Here is a 21947-nt window from a genome sequence, read left to right as displayed (position 1 = left end):
CACTGCATGAAAAAAATCAACATTAGTCTATTCATAGTATTTCTTTTACTGAGTGCACCTCTCGCAGCTGAGTCCTCAGGCGGTAATAAGTTTAATTCAACAAAAAGTCCTGAAATACCATCCGGAGCATTCTGGATAGACAATCATTGGCGCAAAAACCCCCAGACAACACAAGCAGTGCCTTTTCATTGGAGAAGTACAACCGGAATCAATGATGCAGTTAAAAAAGAAATTAACCCAAAAGGTTTAGACCATTTATTCATTTCAGGGAGTGCTAACCCCACTTTGGCCAATATGATGTGGTTGAAAAAACAATATGGAACTGATCATCAACTGTTTATTATCGATCTGAGACAAGAAACTCATCTTTATCTCAATGGCTTACCCATCAGTATTTTTTATAAAAAAGATGAAATTAACTGGGGCAAAACCTTGGTTGAAATAAATAAAGAAGAACAAAACTGGGCTAACTATCTCTCAGGAACAAACTCCATACTAATTCATATTCTGGGTCGACCCGTTTCAGGATTTAAAGAGCCCACTCAACCAATAATGATTTCAATTAAAAATACCCGTACAGAACAGCAAACCACAGAGCTTAGCGGGATAGGTTATTTCAGAATTCCTGTACCAGACTACCATCCTCCCGCTCCTGAACAGGTAGATGACTACCTGGCTTTATTGAAAAAATTACCAGCAAACGCCTGGCTACATTATCATTGCGCGGCTGGAAAAGGCAGAACAACCACCTTTATGGTGATGCACGACATTATGGCCAATGGAACGCAAGTGAACCTTATGGATATCATCAATCGACAAATGCGTTTGGGGGGAATCAATGTATTAGCACCCTCGGATTCCATATCAGCCCAACCCTGGAAAAGTCAATCTCATCAAGCCAGGGCTGATTTTATTAAATTATTTTACACCTATATTCATAATGGAATTTTCCCGAATCAGAGCTTTGCGCATTGGATAATCAATCAACCCAATGGGCCTTATAAATCGATATTAAAGACCAAAGCATACCCTCAATTGTAATCTAAATACGATTCATTCAGTCAGAGAGGAACTCTTCTGCCCCTTGAAATAGCCTGTTACCTGATGATTTCCTTCAGGTTTCAAGGATATTCCCAATTTTATATGCTATTTTTTATATAAAGGACTTTTAATCATCTGCCAGATGCTTAAACAGAGAGATCTGATTACATGGAACATTCATTTGTATTTAATGAAGTTACTCTAAAACGAATACCTCAATTCTTGGTTCTCATCATTATCCTGTTATTAGGTCTACCCTATATTGGTTTGTATTTCGGCCTGGATTTCAGCTCAATTGCCAATAAATTAAATCCCCAAACGGAAGTTAATGCGTTCTTTTTCGAATCTCAGATTCGTGGTTATTTCAGACAAACATTATTGCAATGGTCTGGTTTTTCACTAGCTGCAGTCACTATTTTACTGGCTTTTACTCAATACAGATTAAGCAACGACAAAGTCGCTTTAATTATAGGTTTGGCTGTTTTATTTTCCGGATCCACGGAAGCACTACATACCTTGGTTATTGATGGCTTATCTTTGGAATACACCCAAAAAAATAATCTGGATGCCTTGATCTGGATCTTCTCCAACAGCATCAGCGGGTTAATATTAGCTATTGGCTTGATTATATTAATTACCTCGAATGACAAGCACAATGTAAGTTTTACTACCTTTATTTTACTCACCACTCTACTGGTACTGAGTGCCATCACTATCATTTATTATGTAACTGAAGTAAATGAACTCCCGCAAATGTGGTTTTCTGACTGCACTCTATCTCGCCCCTATGAGTTAATTTCTGTTTTTATTTATTTAATGTTAATACTATTCATTTACCCCAAAGCATATAAAGCACACCCAACCATTTTGGTTGACAGCATTTTCTATATGGCTGTAACTCAGATAGTCACTTCGTTTTATATCATGATACTGTCCAGCTCCCCCTATGACAGCGCATACAATATTGCTTACGTGCTCAAGCTTGTTAATTATTTTATACCCTGCACCTGTCTAGTTATTAATTATGTGTTTTCGTATACCGCTGTTTTGAAAGCACAAAAAAGATTAAAAAGAAAACAGGAGGAGCTAGCCTATATCGCGTCTCATGACTCATTAACCAATCTGTATAACAGACGTGAATTCGAAGTCTTGCTGGATAAATCAATTTCAAACGCAGCGAGAACACATAGTTCAGTCGCCCTTTTGCTTATTGATCTTGATAACTTTAAATCAACCAATGATACCTTTGGTCATGTTCATGGTGATGAGCTTCTTAGACAATTTTCCAATCGACTGGTTTTACTAACCCGAAAAGGAGACATTCTCTCCAGAGTAGGTGGTGATGAATTTACCTTGATTTCACCCAATTTGAAATCCCACTCCTCCGCTCGCCAACTCGCAGAGCGTATTTTAAATGAATTAAACAGTCCTTATCCAATAAACGGTAAATTGATTACCGTAACAGTGAGCATAGGCATCTCAATCTATCCTGAGGACAGCAGGAGTGCCGAAGATTTGCTGATCAGAGCAGATCTGGCCATGTACAAAGCAAAACACAGTGGAAAAAACACCTATCAATTTTATACTGAGCAACTCAGTTATCTGCAGCATAGAGAATCAGAAATTGAGGCGCATCTCCGTAAAGCGCTCCAAAATGACGAATTTGAGCTAAATTATCAGCCCAAGTTCAATTTGTTGACTATGGAAATTATTGGTGCTGAAGTGTTATTACGCTGGCACAACGACGTTTTGGGCGAGGTATCCCCAAATGAATTTATCCCTGTTGCCGAGGCTACTGGCTTAATTATTGACCTGGGACTCTGGATTATCAATAAATCCGCTGAGCAAATCATGTCATGGATGCTTAAACACCCCAAAAAACTGTCATTTTCCATTAATATCTCGCCCATTCAATTAGCCAATAATCAATTTCTTAAAAACCTTAAAAGCACATTGAAAGACAACAGCTTTCCATCTGAACACATGGAATTGGAGATTACAGAAAGCCTGTTAATGGGCGACAATGATGAAGTGAGCTCTGTGCTTAATGGCATCTCCAGCATAGGCATAAAAATTTCACTCGATGACTTTGGTAAGGGCTATTCCTCTCTCAGCCGGCTTAAAATGTTGCCCATAGACACATTAAAAATTGATAAAGACTTTATATCGGACATACATAATGAAAAAGACAAGGTCATCCTGGTAGATATTATTATCAAATTAGCTCACGAACTGGGAATGAGCATTGTTGCAGAAGGAATAGAGACGACACATCAATTAAAATATCTTATTTCAAAAAAATGCCACATTGGACAAGGGTTTCTCCTCAGTAAACCCTTACCACCAGATCTGTTTGAAGTGCTTGCCTTTGAACAGACAGCAGAGAATAACTCGTTCTCAGAAAAATCGGTATAAACCATGTAGGGACATCACTCATTAACCGAAATCCCGCGGCATAAGCGCGAGAATCAGGTGGATAAAGCTGAGCTGATTTTTAAAAAAAAGCAGAAGAATCCGCTATCACCAAGCCTTGAAAAAGTTGGCAAGCAGCGGGCACCAGCTCGAACGCATGAAACAAGTTAATCACGGAAATTTTCAAATTGCAGTGGTAATTCAATATCAGATTTCTTTAATAAAGCGATTGTATCCTGAAGATCATCGCGTTTTTTCCCGGTAACCCGAATTTTCTCCCCCTGGATGGATGTTTGAACTTTCGCCTTGCTGTCTTTAATAAATTTAATGATTTCTTTGGCCGTAGGTTGATCAATCCCCTGCTTAAACGTCATGTTCAGAGAGTAAAATTTTCCGATATGAACCGGCTTATCTTCAATATCAACCCCGGCAGTAGTCAGATTACGCTTGGTGCAATGAGTACGAAATAAATCTTCAAGCTGACGCACCTGAAATTCCGATTCAGATCGCAGGGTAACAGTGAGTTCTTTAAGTTCAATTGTTGCTTCAACACCACGAAAATCAAAACGGGTCCCAACTTCCCGCGTCGCATTATCTACAGCATTCCGTAACTCAACTTCATTTATTTCAGAAACAATATCAAATGATGGCATAGCACACCTATAAAAATCAAAAGTCCTAATTTAGCAAAATTCAGGTGTCGGTGGAAGATTGGATTGATGTGCAACTTAAGAACTATTGCTTATTAAATGAAAGAATGTTATCAAATTAATTGGTATAAAAGTAACCTAGTTGGTTATGGATATTATTACCAGGCTGTAAAACAACCTATCATAAACCAGGCAATATCCTTAGGGTTATTTGCTTTCTCAAGGAGTGAGAAGTATGGGAAAGGAAAAGAAGGAACATTTGGCATCCTATAGACCAATACCTAATAAAGCACGATTTTGGCTTCATTCTGAATACGGTTATACAGAGCAGGAATTAAATTTTCGTGACTGGGTTTTAGCGATTCGCTCCAAATCAGGCATTCATCCGGATTATTTGACCAACCAGGGTTCGTGGTTTGCTGACTCAGATCAGGCTTTGATTAATATTTATGAGCACGCGTGGCTTTACTCCGATTCGTTCAAACCTCGTCAAGTATTAACCCGCGATGATTTTCATGTACAGCCCATTGATAGCCAAAGACTGCAATGGCCATCCTTGTATGATTTAATGCAAAATGTAGGTGACTACCTTTTGCTAAGAAATCAGGAATTACCAGAAGAACATTTAAACCAACCGATGAATTATGTTCTTCTGGATGTAAATAATATTTTAAAAGGCTTAAGTCAAAATACCAACATCCAACAAGTCCAGGAACAATTGGAATTACTCACTCATTATTTACGAACCATTGAAAAAAACATTTCACCACTGGAGGGATCGGATCGTTTGTTTTTGGCCAACTTTCGTGGAGTGATTGATAACAAAATTCATCCTTATTTAACCCATTTAGTGGAATCGCAGCTCCTCAGAGAACGTCTTGGAGAGTTATCAAAAACCATAAAAAAACTATCAACAGACAGAAACAGAATTTTACATTTTGCTCTGAATATAAGTCCAGTGAACCCACATCCTTATGATTTTACACTGGAGCACATTACAGACTCCAGTGCATATCCTACACAGGTAGCAAAAAACTGCGGAAAACACGCTACAGAATTAGTTGCTGATTCAGCCCCTGTCCTTCATTTAACAATGGAGCAATTAAAAAACTGTCCAAAATTTCATTTAATTGCCATGGATGAAGATATTTTAAATCACTATGCCAATGCCGTTTCAGATTTGGATGAACTGGATAGATTTCAGATGGAGCAATTAAAAAACTGTCCAAAATTTCATTTAATTGCCATGGATGAAGATATTTTAAATCACTATGCCAATGCCGTTTCAGATTTGGATGAACTGGATAGATTTCAGAAAGTAGTCGCTCAAATCATGGATCTTTTGGGACAAGCCGGAGAAGTCTATACTATCCATCAATTCAAAGAGCAAATGCTCTCCCTGCTCAATCAAATTGATGTTTTTATCGATGAATCGTCGCACCATATTGATGCAATTATTGAAAAAAATACCCAGGCATATCATAAAGCCATACAGCAAGAACAGGATTTATCTGTTTGGAAACGATTATTTACAGCGGAGCAGGCAAAATTACAAACCTTTAGAAAAAACCATGATACCTTATCCCAATTTCCCTCCAGCAGTTCTGATTTGCTTAAAACCAATAAGGCACTTAAAGGACAGGTCAATCAGGTAATCACTCATCTCAGTGCATCTCAAATAAAAGACACTTCTTTCGAAGCTATTGCAGGCCAGGCGCAAGAATTGGACAAACTTATGGGATCCATGCACCACTGGGTTAAACATCAACATACTAAACAAGGACGAATAGGCCCCAGCGCTCCCGAACCTTTAACTCGAGTTCTCCAAACGGCTAAACCGCAAATAAACTCAATCACAGCTCACACTCCTACCCCACATTATTCTTCGTTATTCCCACCAACATCATCTACACTTACTGAACCAATCTGTCAGACTCATCCCCATGAATGCCCGGAACGCTATACTCCTCCAGACCCTTCTACAAATTCAATGTTTTATTTAGGATTAATTACACTAATTCCTCTAACGATCATTGCATTGGTTTTTATCTATGAGTGGAAAAAAGCGGAACAACCAGCTCCTCCAGTTCAAGGTACCAAGAAGGACTTTAAGCATATTAAAATAAAAATCGATGATGTATTAACTAAAATCAAAGAACATGAGCATGTTAACAATACTGACTTGACTGATGAGTACGATATTTACATAGACCAATACAAAGAGTTAATTGAAAATGCTCAATCAGGGACATATTATTGTGACAGCCTGGCTGAACTACTGGAAGATTTAGATCAATTCTATCAGGAACTGGTTCAATCACCCGATGAACTAGATACTGTGTCAAAATGTCCGAGTATTTAATCCATCCAGCGAACGTAGCAAATGTTTTGGATTAAAAATCAAGACACTTGCTACTCTAGCTCAAAGTAAGCAAATCAATTTTCCTTCACTCGCAAATCAGGAGATTCTGCAGATATTTGTCATATCAGGTTCTTCACCTGAAGTGTTTGCAGTGGTATCAGAGCTTGCGGTTTCAAACATATTATAAAACATCCCAAAGGCCAAACCAATTTCAGGCCTTGGTGCATCAGAACTGCTGGAAGATGATTCTTTGATCAGACCAGAAATAATCTGTTTCAAATCACTGTTTTCATTACTTATTTCTGAAAGTGAAGCTGAGACTTTATCTTTTATTGCCTGAATTGGATCATGCTCCCTGTTCAGCAATAATTTCTCAATTTCACCCATCCTGCTCAAAATCATATTTAAACGAGCTAATAATTTCTTTTCATCCCTTGTGAGTTTTCGTTTAAGCTGGATGACGAAACTCAGTAACTCCTCTTTATCAATCGCTTCATCCCTAAGCTCAACAAACTCCAGTATCAAAATTTGTTGTCTTACCACATCTTTTTTAATTTCTTCAAATGAAGGGACTTCTGCAAGATTCTCAATTCTGTTTAATGAATTGCTGATTAATTCAAAATCGACTTTAGTAAAACCAGCAATCGCTTTATGCTGCGCACGTGGTAATCTTCGAATTAATTGAGCAACTTTGCGTTCAATTGATTGTTTATAAAAACGAATTTGTGGATCATCAAGTAGTTGTCGTATCATCTGCTCACCCAAAGTTTCTTCTAAATATGAAGGCACGCTCATGGGTTCAGTTGAATGAATGTGATGTTTTAATAATTCAATTTTGTGCTGATTTGACAGGATTAACTCAGCTACCTGACTCTTTAACTCAGGGGCACAGGTTGATTTATCCAATACCAGACGCAGAACCTGATTCAGCTGTTTATAAAATAAAGGATTGTTAATCGTAAGTCCGGCATTTTGTTCCAGTACTTCTCGCAAAGGATGGCCGGGTTTCAAAAGAAGAACTGCCGCGTAGGGCAAACCAGAACTACTCTCTATATCCAACAGGGAAACACCATGTTTAACCAAAATATTAAGACACTTTAGTGCCGGAACCTCTTTAGTTGAGTTTTTGAAACAATAATCAACTAAAGATGGGTATTCTTTGTGCGCAATTACAAATCCTTTGAAATTAATAGGCATAATTTTATGTTTCAGCAAAAAGTCCAACAATTCAGCTTTAAAGTTTTGTAACGCTAATAAAACGATAGTTTCTGGCAACATCGAGTGAAACGAGTTTAATTGAGCAGCTTGCTCATAGTGCTCTCGAATTAACGCTCTTTGCAATAAACCAATACCCAATTGCTTGACTCGATCTTCGAGGACTCTTAAATTAGTTAAATCCTTTAGAGTAACCTCATAATTGTGTCTGGATTCCAAAGTCCACTCGAGTCCCAAGACATCAAGATAGAGTTCTTCTATTTGAGTTATCAGTTTTTCATCAGTCATCGATTGATAGGCGTCAGTACGCAATTTTAACTGCTGAATTGCTGCTGCGAAACTCTCTTTTGGGGCAACTTTATGCTTGGCGACGTCTTCTGCAAGTGCTGATTTTTGGACGGCATGCTGTTTAAAATGGGTGGCTTGATAACCAGTGCCTTTTTTGGCAGAACGTGATTTTCGTTCAACGCGCTCCGCTTTATCACTGGACGTCGCTTCTTCCTTCGACGCAGCAGAAGGTGCATCGATAGTCATGACATTAGCTAGTGTCATGTTTAACCAGCTCATTTTACGAAATACTGGTCCAGGATGATTCGAATAAAGGACTATTTGATTTAAGACCTCTTTTTGCCGTTTGATGGCTTCAATATATGCTTTCTTATTAAGATGTATGTTTTCAGATAAAACCAGAATCCTGGCTTCCAGCTCTTCGTAAAGCGCTTCCAATGATTTAATAACCATGGCCTGAAATGCTCTTAATTTCTCAACAAGCTCACGGGTAGCTGTGTCAGCCAGTAAGGTAAATGCAGCATCGTGCTCTTGACAATTTACAGTTACGAATTCATTTTCCGATTTAATTTCCGCAAAATGGGGGTGAGAAAAAAAATAATCACGAGAATCAAAAAAAACATGTAATCGGTATTCAATTCCTTCTTTTTCGAAATAAGCAGTATAGTGATATTGGCTTTTATAATCTATTTTTCCAACAGCATCCGAATACACGCTCAGGTGATGATTGGTTAAACGATAGCCCCCTATTACCAACTGTTCCTTTAAAGGCAGTTCGAACAAGAAATATGGAGTGCCCGATTTATGAGTTCGTTCTAATAAATGAACATTATCAGGCATTGCAAAATGCGCAAACTGTTTTCGAGCATTGATTAAATTAAAAAGAGCATTTTTGGACATTTTTGAACCCCGATGAACTTAGAGATTAAAAATTATACTTTAAGCAAATTGAGCAATCAATAAGCTGGGTAAATAAATCGCAAGTTAAATAGATGAAGCACTATTCACACTACTTTATATTTTACGTACAGCAATCCTGTTAAAGCGATCAACGACAATGCAGCTCCTGCGCAAAAAGTATAGGGCGCCCCAAATTGCTCCCATAAAAGCCCGGCAATAATGCTAGCCAAAAGCAAAGCAACTCCACTTAATAAATTAAAGACCCCATAAGCTGTTCCGCGTACAGATGAAGGGGATGTTTCTGCAATCATCGCGGCAAGTAATCCCTGAGTAAATCCCATATGCAGTCCCCAAAAACCCGAACCGATCAAAACAATATACCACTGATTACCAAGAGCCAATATCAAATCCGCAGCGATTAAAATAATTAATCCCAAGACCAATAAATTGACGTGCCGCATTCTATCTGCCAACCACCCTACTGGATAAGCAGATAAGGTATACACCAGATTCATGATAACCAAAACCAATGGAACCATTGCGAGGGGCATCGCACCCTGAACAGCCCGTAAAACCAGAAAAGCCTCACTGAATCGAGCCAGTGCAATTGCGGCTCCCACAATACAAACCCACCAGTAAGCCTCAGGTAATTTTTTTATGTACTTCATGCTCACAGGATTAGCCGATTCACGCTCAGAGGTCGTTTGAACGTCTTCAACACCGATTATAATTAATAGAACAGCAATTAAAGCTGGAATTAAAGCGAAAGCGAAAATGACTCTGAATTGATTAGCAAACAAAATCATCAAGCCGAAAGCAAGCAATGGGCCGAGCAAGGCACCGACCGTATCAAGCGATTGCCGCAAACCAAAAGACGCACCGCGCAAATCCGCTGGAGCCAAATCAGCAATCAATGCATCCCTGGGTGCTCCTCTTATTCCCTTACCTATTCTATCCATAAAACGAGCAGCAAAAACCCAACCCACCGATGAAGACAAAGCAAATAATGGTTTAGTTAAAGCACTTAAGCCATAACCTAATAAAACGATACCCTTTCTTTTACCTAAATAATCGCTTAGTACCCCTGAAAACACGCGTACAATCAATGCGGTGGCTTCAGCAATACCCTCAATAACTCCTATAGTGACCATACTCGCTCCCAGCACAGTCACCATAAATAGAGGTAAAAGACTATGGATGATTTCCGAGGAAATATCCATCAACATACTCACAAAACCCAATATCCATATTCCTGATGGGATTTGAGTCAGTGTACGAAAAGCATAATGCTTTGCCATAAATCAATCCTTTGACTTGTATGTCCTTAAAAATAAATTAAAAACCCAAAGTAGATGACTTTTCTAAAGATAAAAAGCTCATCAGCCGGTCCAATTTATCTTCAATAATCATTGGTACTTTAGAGGGACTGTCACTCGAACTGGCCACTGGCTGCCAACTGTTATCAATTACTATATCAGATGAAGTCATGTGTGGCGCTACATAATGAAATAAACAAAACATCTGATTCGCTCTCATAGCCTTGATATGCTCAGGTGTTTTTTTCCTTTCAACACTGTCTCGATCAGCTTTTCTAGTGTAATTATCATTTAATTGTGGAGAGTGTAAATAAACACTTAATCGTTCTGTATCTCTTTTAAGATAACGTTTGTATTCTCCGGCAAAAATTCCCTCAACAATAATGACATCCTGCGGAGAAAAAGTAACTTCACCCCTAGGGACTCGATCACTGACTGTCATATCGTAGGTAGGTCGTTCAATAGCGTTGCCTGATTCTAAAGCAATTAGATGGGCAATAATCAACTCTTGCTCCAGAGCTTCCGGAACATCAAAATTCTTTGGCTTATCAGGATCCAGTTTGCTTTGAGGAAGATAATAATGATCCAGATTCAAAGTAGCAACACTGAATCCTTTCTCTTTTATCAAGAATTCCATTTCATCGGCTACCGTTGATTTTCCGGATCCCGTTGCTCCAGTTACAAAAATAAATTTAGGCATAACAATCCCTTTTGGACAAAAAGAAGGCATTATATTCTTGCTAAAATAAATTACAATAGACTATTTTGAATCCGTACAAAATGTTTAATCGGGATGCCCAAATAAACAAATAACTGAATAATTCTGATGTGGATAAATTAGATTCATACTTTTTCAGCAAGATCAATCATTAATATACATTTAAATTAATTTATTGATAAATAACAGATTTTAAAAGATATGTTCCATCCCCTTGCAGAACAGGTTATCCACAAATTCTGTGCATAACTTTGTGAATAGCCTGTAAAAGTACTTGTATAAACAAAGAAAACAGCTCTGCTTAGTCACTTATCAGACGGGATGTTCAGAAGAAATGGCGATTGCAACAAATCGATTATAAACTGTTCGCAAGATACCAACTGCTCTATAGCAACGTATTCATTGGCACGATGTGCCTGCTCGATACTGCCAGGACCACAGACTATGGTTGAGATGTGTGCTTGTTGAAATAATCCAGCCTCTGTTGCATAAGCAACCTTGTGCAATTTATCACTATGACAAATCTGTTGTGCTGCCTGAACAATTGGCTCAGATGGATTAGTATCCAAACCGGGTGCTTTTGCAATAGTCTCCAGGCTCACATCGGCTTCTGCATGTTCCTGTTTCAAAGTGGGTCTTAAATGCTCATCAACAAAAGAATTGATTTTTTGGTCCAGATCAATGGGGTTATCTACAGCTAAATTTCTAAATTCAAAAATAAAGTCGCATAAACTGGGTAAGGTATTATAGGAGTTTCCCCCTTGAATCAAATTGGTAGTTAATGTGGTATAGGGTACATCGTAGGCAGGATCCCGAAATCCCTTGTTTTTAAACTCAGTAGCAATGCCCCTCAAATAGCTGATCATAGTGGCCGCATGTTCGATAGCATTGGATCCTTGATCCGTTAAAGAAGAATGTGCGGCAACCCCATGTATCTGACAGCGGTATGATTGTTTCCCTTTATGCCCAATAACCGGCTGCATCAATGTAGGCTCACCAACAATACAGGCATCAGGCCTGTAATTCAGCTCTAAAATTTTATCTATTAGATAAGGGGCACCCAAACAACCTATTTCCTCGTCATATGAAAAGGCTAAGTGAACTGGAAAATCTAAATTCATGCCTTGCAATTTCGGAATTAAAGCCATAACAACAGCGATAAATCCTTTCATATCGCAAGCCCCCCTTCCATAAACACGGTTCTCTCTAATGGTTGCCTCAAAAGGATTGCTGTCCCAATTTTGCCCATCAACGGGAACAACATCGGTATGACCGGACAAGACGATTCCACCATTAATCCTTCCATTCTTACCTGGAAGAGTAGCGAATAAATTGGCTTTGGGTTGCTTGCTGTCATGAATTAAAATTGGATTGATTTTATGATCAGTTAAAACATTGGCCAAAAATTCAACGAGTGATAAATTCGAATAGCGCGAAGTTGTATCGAAAGCAATTAATTTAGCTAACCAATCAAGGTGATTCATAATACTCCTTTTAAAATGAAAGGTGTTGAGTAAGTAAGGAGCGCGCTTTTGCGCGATAGTATTTTACCCCCCTCACCCTAAACTCGCCCCCACGCTGCTCGCAGTGGAGAGGAGATTTGATCGAAAGAAGTTCATTTTCCCCGGATACTACTGCGCCTGCGCAAGCATGACTGTTTTTTTGTCATGTACAGAGAGTTCACAAAACTTAAATAATTTTACTGGCAATTCAAGGCCAACTGTTTTAAATTATCGCTGTTTTTAAAATAATAATATACATGGAACGAGTTACTAAATCATGAAAAAATCAACCCTGCTCTCTTTATTATCTGCACTATCCTTGAGTTCTACTATCCATGCCGGTGGTATGGGCGATTCTAATTCCTGCTGTTCTACTTTTTTTGCGCTTGAAGGTGGATATACCTGGAATACAATTGATGGATATGACTTTGCACTGATTGGCGCCAATACAGTGATCACTTCTGCTATAACCAACGATCAATATACTGGCCGTCTAGCAGTTGGAATGGTCAGTATGTTTGAAGATCAATTTGGAGCGACTGGAGAGTTAGGCTGGGGATATTATGGAAAAACCACGATTAATCCCGCAGTAAACGGTGTAACCACTCAACTTCCCGCATCCTTTACCATGAGTCACACAATATCAGGCTTTGATGTGTTATTAGGTGTTGCCTACATGCAACCTTACTACAGTTTATCCGTCAAGGCAGGCGCCATGATACAAAACATGCAGACACATACAACCTCTTTGTACTCTCCTGCCTTTGCATCTCCGCTAATCAATAGTTACAGTGAGAAGAACAATCAGACAGCGGTATTACCTGAAATAAAATTAGGTGCGGCTTATAACTTTAATGAAAATTGGGCTTTAACCGGTTCTTATCTATTCGCGTTAGGGGCAAGTCCTAAAACAACAGGAACCTTTAATCTGAATAATTCTACTGGAAATATCAACATGGATACTCAAAATCCAACACTGAACGCTCTGTTAATTGGTGTACAATATACCGTTTAGCCCGTAATATGCTTTATTGTAGAAAGACGAGGTACCCTATGCAAAGGGTACCTGCTTTTTATGAGTAATGAATGAATAAGCTCCGATAAATCCTCTTGATTCAATAGCACACCATCATCATAGCACATTTGACTTTATTGATTCTCGATTTATATACTATGCCCTCTTTTAGAACAGAAACTTCTATTTCAAGGTGATTCTAATGCCCTTTATCTACAACAGTATTTTTGATGGCCCGAACATAATCACTAAAAAAGATTTGTGCGAATTATTAAATCTTGATTTATCAAGACCCAATCTTAGCTTTAGCCCAGCCGAAATTAATAAAGCGTATCGAATGAGAGCGATAAGATTTCATCCGGATGGCCAACAAAGCAGATATGCACAACCCATTCCGGAACCAATCTGTAATGCACTCATGGGAGACATCTTATTAGCCAGAGATTATATGCTAGCAGGTGAAGACAACATTCCAGGAAAAGCATTTAAAGACAATCTTGCTAAATTTACCCCTTCAGACTGGGCAAGTGCCCTTACAGATATGCTGAAAGCAACAAAAAACAGTTCAGCTACCCTGACACAGACAATAAGCTGGCTGCATTTCTTCAGCAGCAGTCTGTTAGTAACCATACCGCTGTCGACCTATTCGGATGGGCAATTAAATTTTCGTTATATTAATACCTTTTCCAAACAATTGGCTGCTATTCGCCCCTATATAAAGGATTTAGATGGCAGTTCGGTTGCGGTATTTTTACTGATTCTTAGAGATTATATTAGCAGTGCCGAACAAATCAACATGGATGAAATTCTTACCCATATCAAAGAACTGTCGCCAGAACTTCTTGATTCCATTGTAGAACAGAAAAAACTGGATGAACTGCTTCTGGCGATAGCAGAAGCCGGTCAAGAATTAAAAACCACTCTGACTGATGAGTTAATTAATAAGATTCAATACATCTTCGGATTTTGGCCACAACTTATTGCGAATATGCCCACATGGAACAACATTATGAGTGTTTTTTTCATCTCAACCCTGTTTACCGCGACCAGTTTGCCCAAATTCTTTAATGCACTAAAAGTAATTGCTGAGACAATCATTCAACACAAAGGCTGGATTCAGTTTTTATTAACCGCCCTGCCCATGCTGCTGCTCAGTACTTTAATGCTCCCCGTTAACCTTGCGCTTCAACTGAGTCTGCCTCTTGCATGGATTGGCTTAAAGGCAACCTATCAACTCCTAACCAATGGTTTTATTTTATTGTTTTCAGGTATAAATCTATTATTATCACTGCTGCCAAACAGCAACACATCCCCTACTCATGCAGCATTCTCCCTTTTTGAAGGCAGCTTTAATTTAATGGTGCGATTAAGCCTAAATATAGCAATTGAAATATTGGATTCGATTATTTTTATACTGAGCAACAAAAGCCCTCTAAGTTCAATGCAATCAAGTTTGAATACAGAGTTGGATTCTATAATGGATTCATTGCGTCCGAAAATCAAACCAACACAGCAATTAGAGAATGAATCCAGTACGCAGGCATTAATCCCCATTGAAAGCCAAACTGATGATCGTCCTCAGGTCAGCGCCGCAAAACCAGCCCAGCCATTTGGATTCTTTCCAAACAATAAATTTACAAATGATGAAGATCTTTGGCTTAACAGCTTACTCAAGCATATTTCAGAAGCTGAGCGCAATGAATCTGAACTAATCAATACTGCAACCATCTAATAAGCATACTTTTCTTTAAACTAACTGAATAATCCTCTGCCTTTGAGGATTATTCAAAGTCAAATCCACAACTAATTGATTAAAATTTCACCCTGTGCTAGCATGGCTTTTTTTTAACCTTTATGGTCATAAATACAAATGATAGCACAACATGATTCTACCCTGATTCCTCAAGAAAGTGACAGCATTGCTCTTAACGAAGAGTTAAATCAATTAATCGCCTACATTCAATTAAGAGAAAAAGAATTTCACGAGGCCGAGGAATCATTCAAGCCCTTCATATTAGGCACCGCATTGAATGCCATACAAAAAAGCCTTAACAGCCCGACATTACAAAACATCAAAACAGCACACACTACTCTCGATTATCTGGCTGAAATCATTAAAATACAAAGCACAATACAGTCCTATTTATCTGAACTTCACAATCCTCTGATTACTAAGATAGTTGATAGTGAATTTATTCTGCTGCTCAACATAGCAACTAAGGCACTGCATGAAAGCGGTGAGCTTCCGTTAGATCACGCCTGGATTACCTTCGGAAGAATTTTAAAACTCCATAATCAATTAACCTCTGGAACGACGCCATCAGCTAAAGCAGCTGATGTTAAAGAAGCACTAAAAACACTCAGTGGTATTTTACTCTCTCGAGAGCTTCGACAAAAAATTGATGAAGAACTTAACCGTTTTAATTCTTTGAAACTGGAGGCTTTTACTGAATACAATGACTTGATTGAAGCGCTTAACCCTATCAAGGAGCGATTAATTGCCTTAAATCAGGAAGCACAAAAAGAACAGGTTGTTGACTCAATCGCCATGATTTCCGTGGTATTACATCAAATCGATGTAAAAGTAGCGCTCTTTATGAAGAGACAGCTGGATAATACCATTGAACAGATCCAAAGAAATCAATGGGCCACGGTATATAATAAACAACAATGGTACTTCAATATCCTCAGTCCGCTTAATAAAGTACTTAACGTATTCCCCCTCCTCGAATGGTCAGATGAAGACAAAAAAAACTACATTAACCAATTGCATGCCGGATATGAATTATGTCGCGATGATGATTTTTTAGAACTTCTTGCCCGATGCGCTAAGTTATTCTACAGTGATAAACCGGAACAGTTACTGCCAATTACTCAATTTATAACTCAATCTCGAGACACTGTTAATTCAGCACGTTCAATTCTCAAAAAGAAACGGGTTCATTTTAGTGAAGTGGAGCAAACAGAATCTTCTTCCTCCAGCAAAGAAACAGCAACCCATACTTCCAAAAAGCCCAGATTGAGAGATGATGACCCCACCGAGCATCCTCAATCATTGATGGAATCATCTTTTGTTAACATTTTATCCTCAGTGCTGAAACCAGAAGAACCTACCTCGAGAAAATTTACTGCTGCAATGCTCGGCGCTCTGGCTCGAGCAATCTGGTCAATTAAAGACCTGGATAACAGTAACAAAATTATCATGGATTATGATTTAATCAAGCGTGCTCTCAGGCTGTGTAGAGATACTGAACCAAGGTTACTTGATCACCTTAATGTTCAATTAGGAAAACTCAAAGAACGCTATGCACGACAGTTAAACGATTATGAAAAATTCAGTGTGCAACACCAAAATGAAACCGGAGCAACTGAAACGTTAACTCAAGATCAATTTAAACACATTCTATCGAATCTGGTCAGCCAAATAGCGATTTACATTCCACCAGAATCAATGGACTGTGCTATTGAGCAACTGGTAAACAAATGGATGGCCAACTTGAGAGAAGCCAAGTTTGTTTCAGCACAATTTATTGATCAAATGGAAAATGGGATCCGGGGAAGAACCTTAAGTACTAAGGCAACTTCTTCAAGTCCTAGTTCAAGCTCAAGCCAAACCAGCGGCAACAGAACATTTCACTCAATCACGAGTGCGCTAATCAGTGCAACACCCGATGAGCTTGCTATTTTTCTTGACACAACAAAACAAAAAATGGCGGATCAACCTGATTATTATCTACAATATTTAACCAATCCTATGCATGGCAAAACGCCTTTACATAATGCGCTATGTAATGAACAATTTCATAATCAGAGTAACTTGATTGCTTATCTTAATGAAATTAAAGCATTGTATGGAACAAATACTCAACAGTTCCACTCATTCCTTGTTTGTCAGACGAAATCAGGATTTACCTTTTTACACCAAATTGCAGCACTTGGCTCTATGGATTTATTAATTTGCTTCACCGATCTACTCAAAAAGGAACTTGGATTAGAAGGCTATGCCAGAGCACTTAGAATTCAGACTCAAAATGGATTTCTACCATTTTGTAACAGTAAAGTGGCTCATTACCAAGAGATCAATACGTTTCTTGAAACGGAACGCAGAAGTACTTCAACCCAAAGAACGCCTTCCGCTCCGGATCATCATTCCTTTTTCAGAACGTCTTTAGAAGCAAGCTCATCAACACAGCAACACATCAGAGGGGATTATTTTTCAAGCTCACAATAGAGAGGAATGGCTGAGCACTGGTTCTATTGTCTACAAAAACCCAGATATTACAGATTGAGCCGCTTTCTGGATCAATCTGTAAATAGGAATACCGCTGGTTCAACATTTAAACGGAGATCAAGAACCTTACGATTATTTACTGGTCGGAAATATCTCTTGGTTGTTTAACCCCTGAGAAGGGATGAAACCACACGTTAAAAAGAGGCTTTTTTTCTTCGTTGTGTATGCAATTTAAAAGATTTATCCGCTTTTATTAATGCCTGGATTTCAGCGAACGGCAATGGTTTAGAACAATAGAATCCTTGAATTTCATCACAGCTCATGCCTAATAGATAATTAACTTGTTCAGCCGTTTCTACCCCTTCTGCAACCACGTTGATATTCAAACTATGGGACAAAGTAATGATTGCGTTTATTATTTTAATGCTTTGAACGTTGTCGGGAAGTTCGTCAATAAACGATTTATCAATTTTAAGACTTTCAGGACAATAATCTCTTAAATACTCAAATGAACTGTAACCTGTTCCAAAATCATCCAGAGTGATATGAGTGTTCAACTGCTGCAATTCATTAATTATTTTTACTGTTTGTACCGTATTAGTCATCAATATAGTTTCAGTCACTTCAAATTCAAGATATCGAGGGTTAATAGAAAATTCCGCCAATAATGCCTTCACTTTTTCCACCAGATTATAGGAAGTGGTGAATTGGCGTGCTGTTAAATTAATCGCTGTTCGGACAGGATGTTCACTTCTGACAATATCTTTAAACGCTGCACGTAAAACCCAATCACTCACATCCACGATTAAATCGGACTTTTCGCAAATAGGAATAAAATAATCAGGCATTCGTAAGCCGTTAGTAGGATCATTCCAGCGCACTAAAGCTTCAACACCAGTAATTTTGCCAGTTTTCAACGAAATTTGCGGTTGATAATAAAGCTCCAGTTCGTTATTTAGTATAGCCGCATGCATGGAGCTTTCAATTTCTAGCTGCCGTGCAGGAAGTGTGAGCGTTTCTGAAGTGGCAAATTTGAACTGATGACTTCCTTCCTTGGTTGATTCAATAAGCGCCCATATCGCATTGCTCAATAACTGAGAACTGGAAGTACCATGCTCTGGATATTGGCTGATGCCAATATTAGTGGTTAAAAATAATTCCAAATTATTTTCTCTAAAAGGTTTGAGAGTGATTTCAAGTAATGTTTTTACAAAGAGAGTTATCGAATTTGTCTCTTTGAGCGTGTGGGATAAAAAGCCAAAAACACCAGGCTGAAGAATGGCAATCATGTCAACATTTGATAATGAAGCATCAAAATATTTTTTAGCCAAACTCTGGAACAGTTTATTACCTACATCATAACCCATAGTATTATTAATGAGCTGAATATTATTTACTTGCAATTTAATAACCACAAAGGATGAAACTTTATGTTCAATAAATTCATCAATTTTTTTAATAAATGAATAACGATTATATAATCCTGTCAAAGGATCGTAATTATCAATAAATTTCATTTTATTGATCAATAAGACATTTTGAATATATTTTGAAAAGTTGGCAGCAAATTCCATGAGAATTTTAAATACATCAATATTCAGATTCAGCTCCATTCGATTATAAAAACTCATAACCCCAATAGTCTGATCGGACACCATTAAAGGAATTCCGACAACTTCTTTTAGCTTTAACTCCTGACCATTCATGTTTTGGTAAAGATGATTCAAATTAACGGGATCAATACTGTATTGAATTGTATTCTGTCTTAAGCACCTGATTTGAAAAGCTTGTTCTGAATCAGCGCTCAAATACAACGTTCTTAATGAGTTAGGTTTTATGGCCAAATCCTCACTCAGCCAATGAGCCAGACAAGTTAAGGTATTGTCTTTATCATCCAACAACCAAAACTCACCAATATCGTAGCCAATAGCCTGACAAATTGCTTTTAAAATATTTTGTGAAAAAATGCTGATGTCCTGAGTTTCACTCAGATTTTTATGCAACTCATCCAACAGTTGCTGATGCATCATCAGATTGTATTTAGCAGTCACATCTGTAGCAACGCCGAGTATGGCCAACACCTCTCCATTAGAATCTTTTAGGGGAAAAATCTGATCTGAGATTTGGCGAATAACTCCATCTGCACGCAAAATTTTAATTTCTATAATAATATTAGAAGCACCGCGCTTAATTTGTTCTATTGCATCCAGAATCCTGGGGCGGTCCTCAGGAATTATCATATTCAACCAGCTATCCGGCGCCTGATATAACGAATCAACAGACTGGCCGCAAATTTTTTCAAAGGCTGGACTGACATAGGTTAATTCATTTGAATCAACAGGCATTCGCCATAAAACCAGATCAATATTTTCAGTAAATTCAGTAAACAAATGTTCTCGTGCTATCAGTTGTTGCTGGAGTTCATCGGAATAGTGTTCAAGCCGGCTCATGATTAAAATACCGATAAACAAAAGAAAAGTGATCATAATTAAAAAAACGATGATCGCAACAACCATGGTAAAAGTATTACCATAAAGCTGGTATTTAACTCCTAAAGTAATTAACTCAATGATCACAATAGATGCAATAAACAGCGCTGGTAATAAAATTCGGGCTAATCGCCCACCCATATTATCCGCCAATAAAATAAAACTGACACCAACATTAGGTCGGGCAAACAATAAAGCCGCACTGATCAGCAAAAAAGCAAGGATGGTATGTATGGCCAGATTAATATAAGTTACGATCACATAATCAGGTTCAACATTCGCTACAGTATATAAAACACTGAACATGGTAATCGGAAAAACCAGACACATAAAAACCTGATAAGTCCAATCAGGGAGCGATTTTGAATCAATACACAACACAGCCATGCTGGCAAAAACAAAATTAAGAGAAGTACTAAAGGCCATGCGCCCCGGAAAATACAAAGGATTAATGGGGATTTCACTAAAAAAAAGCTGATCAAGCCCCAAATCAGCAGCAAAGATGTATTCATATAAAGTCAATAAACTGATAATCAATACTAATGCCGCAATACTGAATGTAATAAAGCGATTGAGCCTGCCGAAACTCCTGGAAACGACCAAATACAAGGCAATACCCATCAAAATAGTGCAGATAGAGGTATTAAATTTCATTGAAGACATGCCTGGTAATATGGTCTTAAGTGCCGGAATGTCAAATACCCAGCCACATGCACCAATACAACCAAGAACAATAACGCCTAACGACAAGGTTTTACTAATGGCTCTACACTGTTGTAATGAGAGTATTATTTTTTCCATACGTATTCCAGGCAGTCCGTTAATGCAGCAAAACTCCTTGATTAAGGTAACTGCGTACTAAATCCTTAATGGGTTCATTTTATTATAGTATAGAGTTCTGCATTTATTTCAGAGCAAGTGGAATAAGCGAAAATTATTCAGTTTATTAAGCCATTTACGAAGAATCACTCTCGTCTTTTGATTGCTTCATTTTTAATACCAACTCGTGAGCCTATATCCAGTCTAATAATTCATTTAGAGGCGTAGGTTGAGCAAAATAATATTCCTGAACAATAGAATCGCACTCTCTACATGACAAAAAAGCGGTCTTGCCTGTGCGGGCAAGACCGCGTACAGGACAAAATAAACTGTCTTGCCTGCGCAGGCGGGCAACCATTTATCATTTGGCACTGCAGTACGTTGAGATAACTCGTTGATTTACTCTAAAAATCAAATCATCTCGATTGCCAAAAGGAGGTGATATGAAGTATTTCAGTGAGTTGAAAGAGAGTTTTAACCTGGCGAAAAATAATCCCCACTGGCTTTTTAACATCAATTTAGTTTTTTAAATGGTTGCCCGCCTGCGCGGGCATGACCGCGTTCAGGACAAAAAAACTGTCTTGCCCGCGAAGGCGGGCAACCATTTATCATTTGGCACTGCAGTACGTTGAGATAACTCCTTGACTTACACTAAAAATCAGATCATCCCGAACGACCAAAGAAGGTCATATGGAGTGTTTCAGCGAGTTGAAAGAAAGTTTTAACCTGGAGAAAAATAATCCCGACTGGCTTTTAAACATCAATTTAGTTTTATGAATGGTTGCCCGCCTGCGCGGGCAAGACCGCGTACAGGACAAAATAAACTGTCTTGCCCGCGCAGGCGGGCAACCATTTATCATTTGGCACTGCAATACGTTGAGATAATTCGTTGATTTACTCTAAAAATCAGATCATCTCGAACGACCAAAGAAGGTGATATGGAGTGTATCAGCGAGTTGAAAGAGAGTTTTAACCTGGCGAAAAATAAT

General features: G+C 38.3%; 12 protein-coding genes. 6 read left to right on the top strand and 6 right to left on the bottom strand.

Annotation, left to right across the window (positions count from 1 at the left end; all coding sequences use genetic code 11):
* Nucleotides 1-6: 6 nt before the first annotated feature.
* Both G543_RS0113670 and G543_RS18015 read left to right on the top strand, forming a co-directional pair.
* Nucleotides 7-1041, top strand: coding sequence for a phosphatase domain-containing putative toxin (locus tag G543_RS0113670; RefSeq protein WP_028385016.1), 1035 nt, complete (start codon nucleotides 7-9; stop codon nucleotides 1039-1041).
* 168 nt (nucleotides 1042-1209) lie between these two features.
* Nucleotides 1210-3456, top strand: coding sequence for a putative bifunctional diguanylate cyclase/phosphodiesterase (locus G543_RS18015; protein WP_051190718.1), 2247 nt, complete (start codon nucleotides 1210-1212; stop codon nucleotides 3454-3456).
* 164 nt (nucleotides 3457-3620) lie between these two features.
* On the opposite strand, the gene G543_RS0113660 is transcribed toward G543_RS18015, so the two are convergent.
* Nucleotides 3621-4106 carry a YajQ family cyclic di-GMP-binding protein gene (locus G543_RS0113660; protein WP_028385015.1) on the bottom strand — a complete coding sequence of 162 codons (486 nt, stop codon included), beginning with the start codon at nucleotides 4104-4106 and terminating at the stop codon, nucleotides 3621-3623.
* A gap of 232 nt (nucleotides 4107-4338) precedes the next feature.
* Between G543_RS0113660 and G543_RS0113655 the strand changes: the two genes are divergently transcribed.
* The gene (locus G543_RS0113655) at nucleotides 4339-6465 is read left to right on the top strand and encodes a hypothetical protein (RefSeq protein ID WP_028385014.1); all 2127 of its coding nucleotides are present in this window, start codon (nucleotides 4339-4341) and stop codon (nucleotides 6463-6465) included.
* 96 nt (nucleotides 6466-6561) lie between these two features.
* On the opposite strand, the gene G543_RS0113650 is transcribed toward G543_RS0113655, so the two are convergent.
* The 4 genes from G543_RS0113650 to argE all read right to left on the bottom strand — a co-directional run bounded on the left by G543_RS0113650 (nucleotide 6562) and on the right by argE (nucleotide 12386).
* Nucleotides 6562-8868, bottom strand: a complete 2307-nt coding sequence (locus tag G543_RS0113650) for a hypothetical protein (protein WP_028385013.1) — start codon at nucleotides 8866-8868, stop codon at nucleotides 6562-6564.
* Between the two features lie 104 nt (nucleotides 8869-8972).
* Entirely contained in the window at nucleotides 8973-10166 is a 1194-nt protein-coding gene (locus G543_RS0113645) for an MFS transporter (protein ID WP_028385012.1), read from the bottom strand.
* Between the two features lie 37 nt (nucleotides 10167-10203).
* Complete coding sequence (locus G543_RS0113640) at nucleotides 10204-10884, bottom strand: nucleoside/nucleotide kinase family protein (RefSeq protein ID WP_028385011.1); 681 nt, start codon at nucleotides 10882-10884, stop codon at nucleotides 10204-10206.
* Nucleotides 10885-11207: 323 nt separating this feature from the next.
* The gene (argE, locus tag G543_RS0113635; RefSeq protein WP_028385010.1) at nucleotides 11208-12386 is read right to left on the bottom strand and encodes an acetylornithine deacetylase; all 1179 of its coding nucleotides are present in this window, start codon (nucleotides 12384-12386) and stop codon (nucleotides 11208-11210) included.
* A gap of 295 nt (nucleotides 12387-12681) precedes the next feature.
* Between argE and G543_RS0113630 the strand changes: the two genes are divergently transcribed.
* From G543_RS0113630 to G543_RS0113620, 3 genes are all read left to right on the top strand, one after another.
* On the top strand, nucleotides 12682-13419 hold the full coding sequence (locus G543_RS0113630; RefSeq protein ID WP_028385009.1) for a membrane protein: 738 nt from the start codon (nucleotides 12682-12684) through the stop codon (nucleotides 13417-13419).
* A 202-nt stretch (nucleotides 13420-13621) separates the two neighbouring features.
* Nucleotides 13622-15151, top strand: coding sequence for a hypothetical protein (locus G543_RS0113625; protein WP_028385008.1), 1530 nt, complete (start codon nucleotides 13622-13624; stop codon nucleotides 15149-15151).
* A 138-nt stretch (nucleotides 15152-15289) separates the two neighbouring features.
* A complete protein-coding gene (locus G543_RS0113620; RefSeq protein ID WP_028385007.1) occupies nucleotides 15290-17650 on the top strand; it encodes a hypothetical protein in 2361 nt (786 codons plus the stop codon).
* A 194-nt stretch (nucleotides 17651-17844) separates the two neighbouring features.
* Here G543_RS0113620 and G543_RS0113615 read toward each other — a convergent pair whose 3' ends face one another.
* On the bottom strand, nucleotides 17845-20940 hold the full coding sequence (locus tag G543_RS0113615) for a bifunctional diguanylate cyclase/phosphodiesterase (RefSeq protein WP_028385006.1): 3096 nt from the start codon (nucleotides 20938-20940) through the stop codon (nucleotides 17845-17847).
* Between the last annotated feature and the right edge of the window lie 1007 nt (nucleotides 20941-21947).

Origin of the sequence: Legionella moravica DSM 19234, from assembly GCF_000423305.1 — a bacterium.
GTDB classification, from domain to species: domain Bacteria; phylum Pseudomonadota; class Gammaproteobacteria; order Legionellales; family Legionellaceae; genus Legionella; species Legionella moravica.
This window is presented reverse-complemented; position numbering and strand designations above follow the sequence as displayed.

What these genes read in the sequence shown, in the direction of transcription:
- G543_RS0113620 (WP_028385007.1), top strand. Translation starts at nt 15,290, where the DNA reads ATGATAGCACAACATGATTCTACCCTGATTCCTCAAGAAAGTGACAGC.
- G543_RS0113660 (WP_028385015.1), bottom strand. Translation starts at nt 4,106, where the DNA reads ATGCCATCATTTGATATTGTTTCTGAAATAAATGAAGTTGAGTTACGG.
- G543_RS0113650 (WP_028385013.1), bottom strand. Translation starts at nt 8,868, where the DNA reads ATGTCCAAAAATGCTCTTTTTAATTTAATCAATGCTCGAAAACAGTTT.
- G543_RS0113630 (WP_028385009.1), top strand. Translation starts at nt 12,682, where the DNA reads ATGAAAAAATCAACCCTGCTCTCTTTATTATCTGCACTATCCTTGAGT.
- G543_RS0113645 (WP_028385012.1), bottom strand. Translation starts at nt 10,166, where the DNA reads ATGGCAAAGCATTATGCTTTTCGTACACTGACTCAAATCCCATCAGGA.
- G543_RS0113655 (WP_028385014.1), top strand. Translation starts at nt 4,339, where the DNA reads ATGGGAAAGGAAAAGAAGGAACATTTGGCATCCTATAGACCAATACCT.
- G543_RS18015 (WP_051190718.1), top strand. Translation starts at nt 1,210, where the DNA reads ATGGAACATTCATTTGTATTTAATGAAGTTACTCTAAAACGAATACCT.
- G543_RS0113670 (WP_028385016.1), top strand. Translation starts at nt 7, where the DNA reads ATGAAAAAAATCAACATTAGTCTATTCATAGTATTTCTTTTACTGAGT.
- G543_RS0113615 (WP_028385006.1), bottom strand. Translation starts at nt 20,940, where the DNA reads ATGGAAAAAATAATACTCTCATTACAACAGTGTAGAGCCATTAGTAAA.
- G543_RS0113640 (WP_028385011.1), bottom strand. Translation starts at nt 10,884, where the DNA reads ATGCCTAAATTTATTTTTGTAACTGGAGCAACGGGATCCGGAAAATCA.
- G543_RS0113625 (WP_028385008.1), top strand. Translation starts at nt 13,622, where the DNA reads ATGCCCTTTATCTACAACAGTATTTTTGATGGCCCGAACATAATCACT.
- argE (WP_028385010.1), bottom strand. Translation starts at nt 12,386, where the DNA reads ATGAATCACCTTGATTGGTTAGCTAAATTAATTGCTTTCGATACAACT.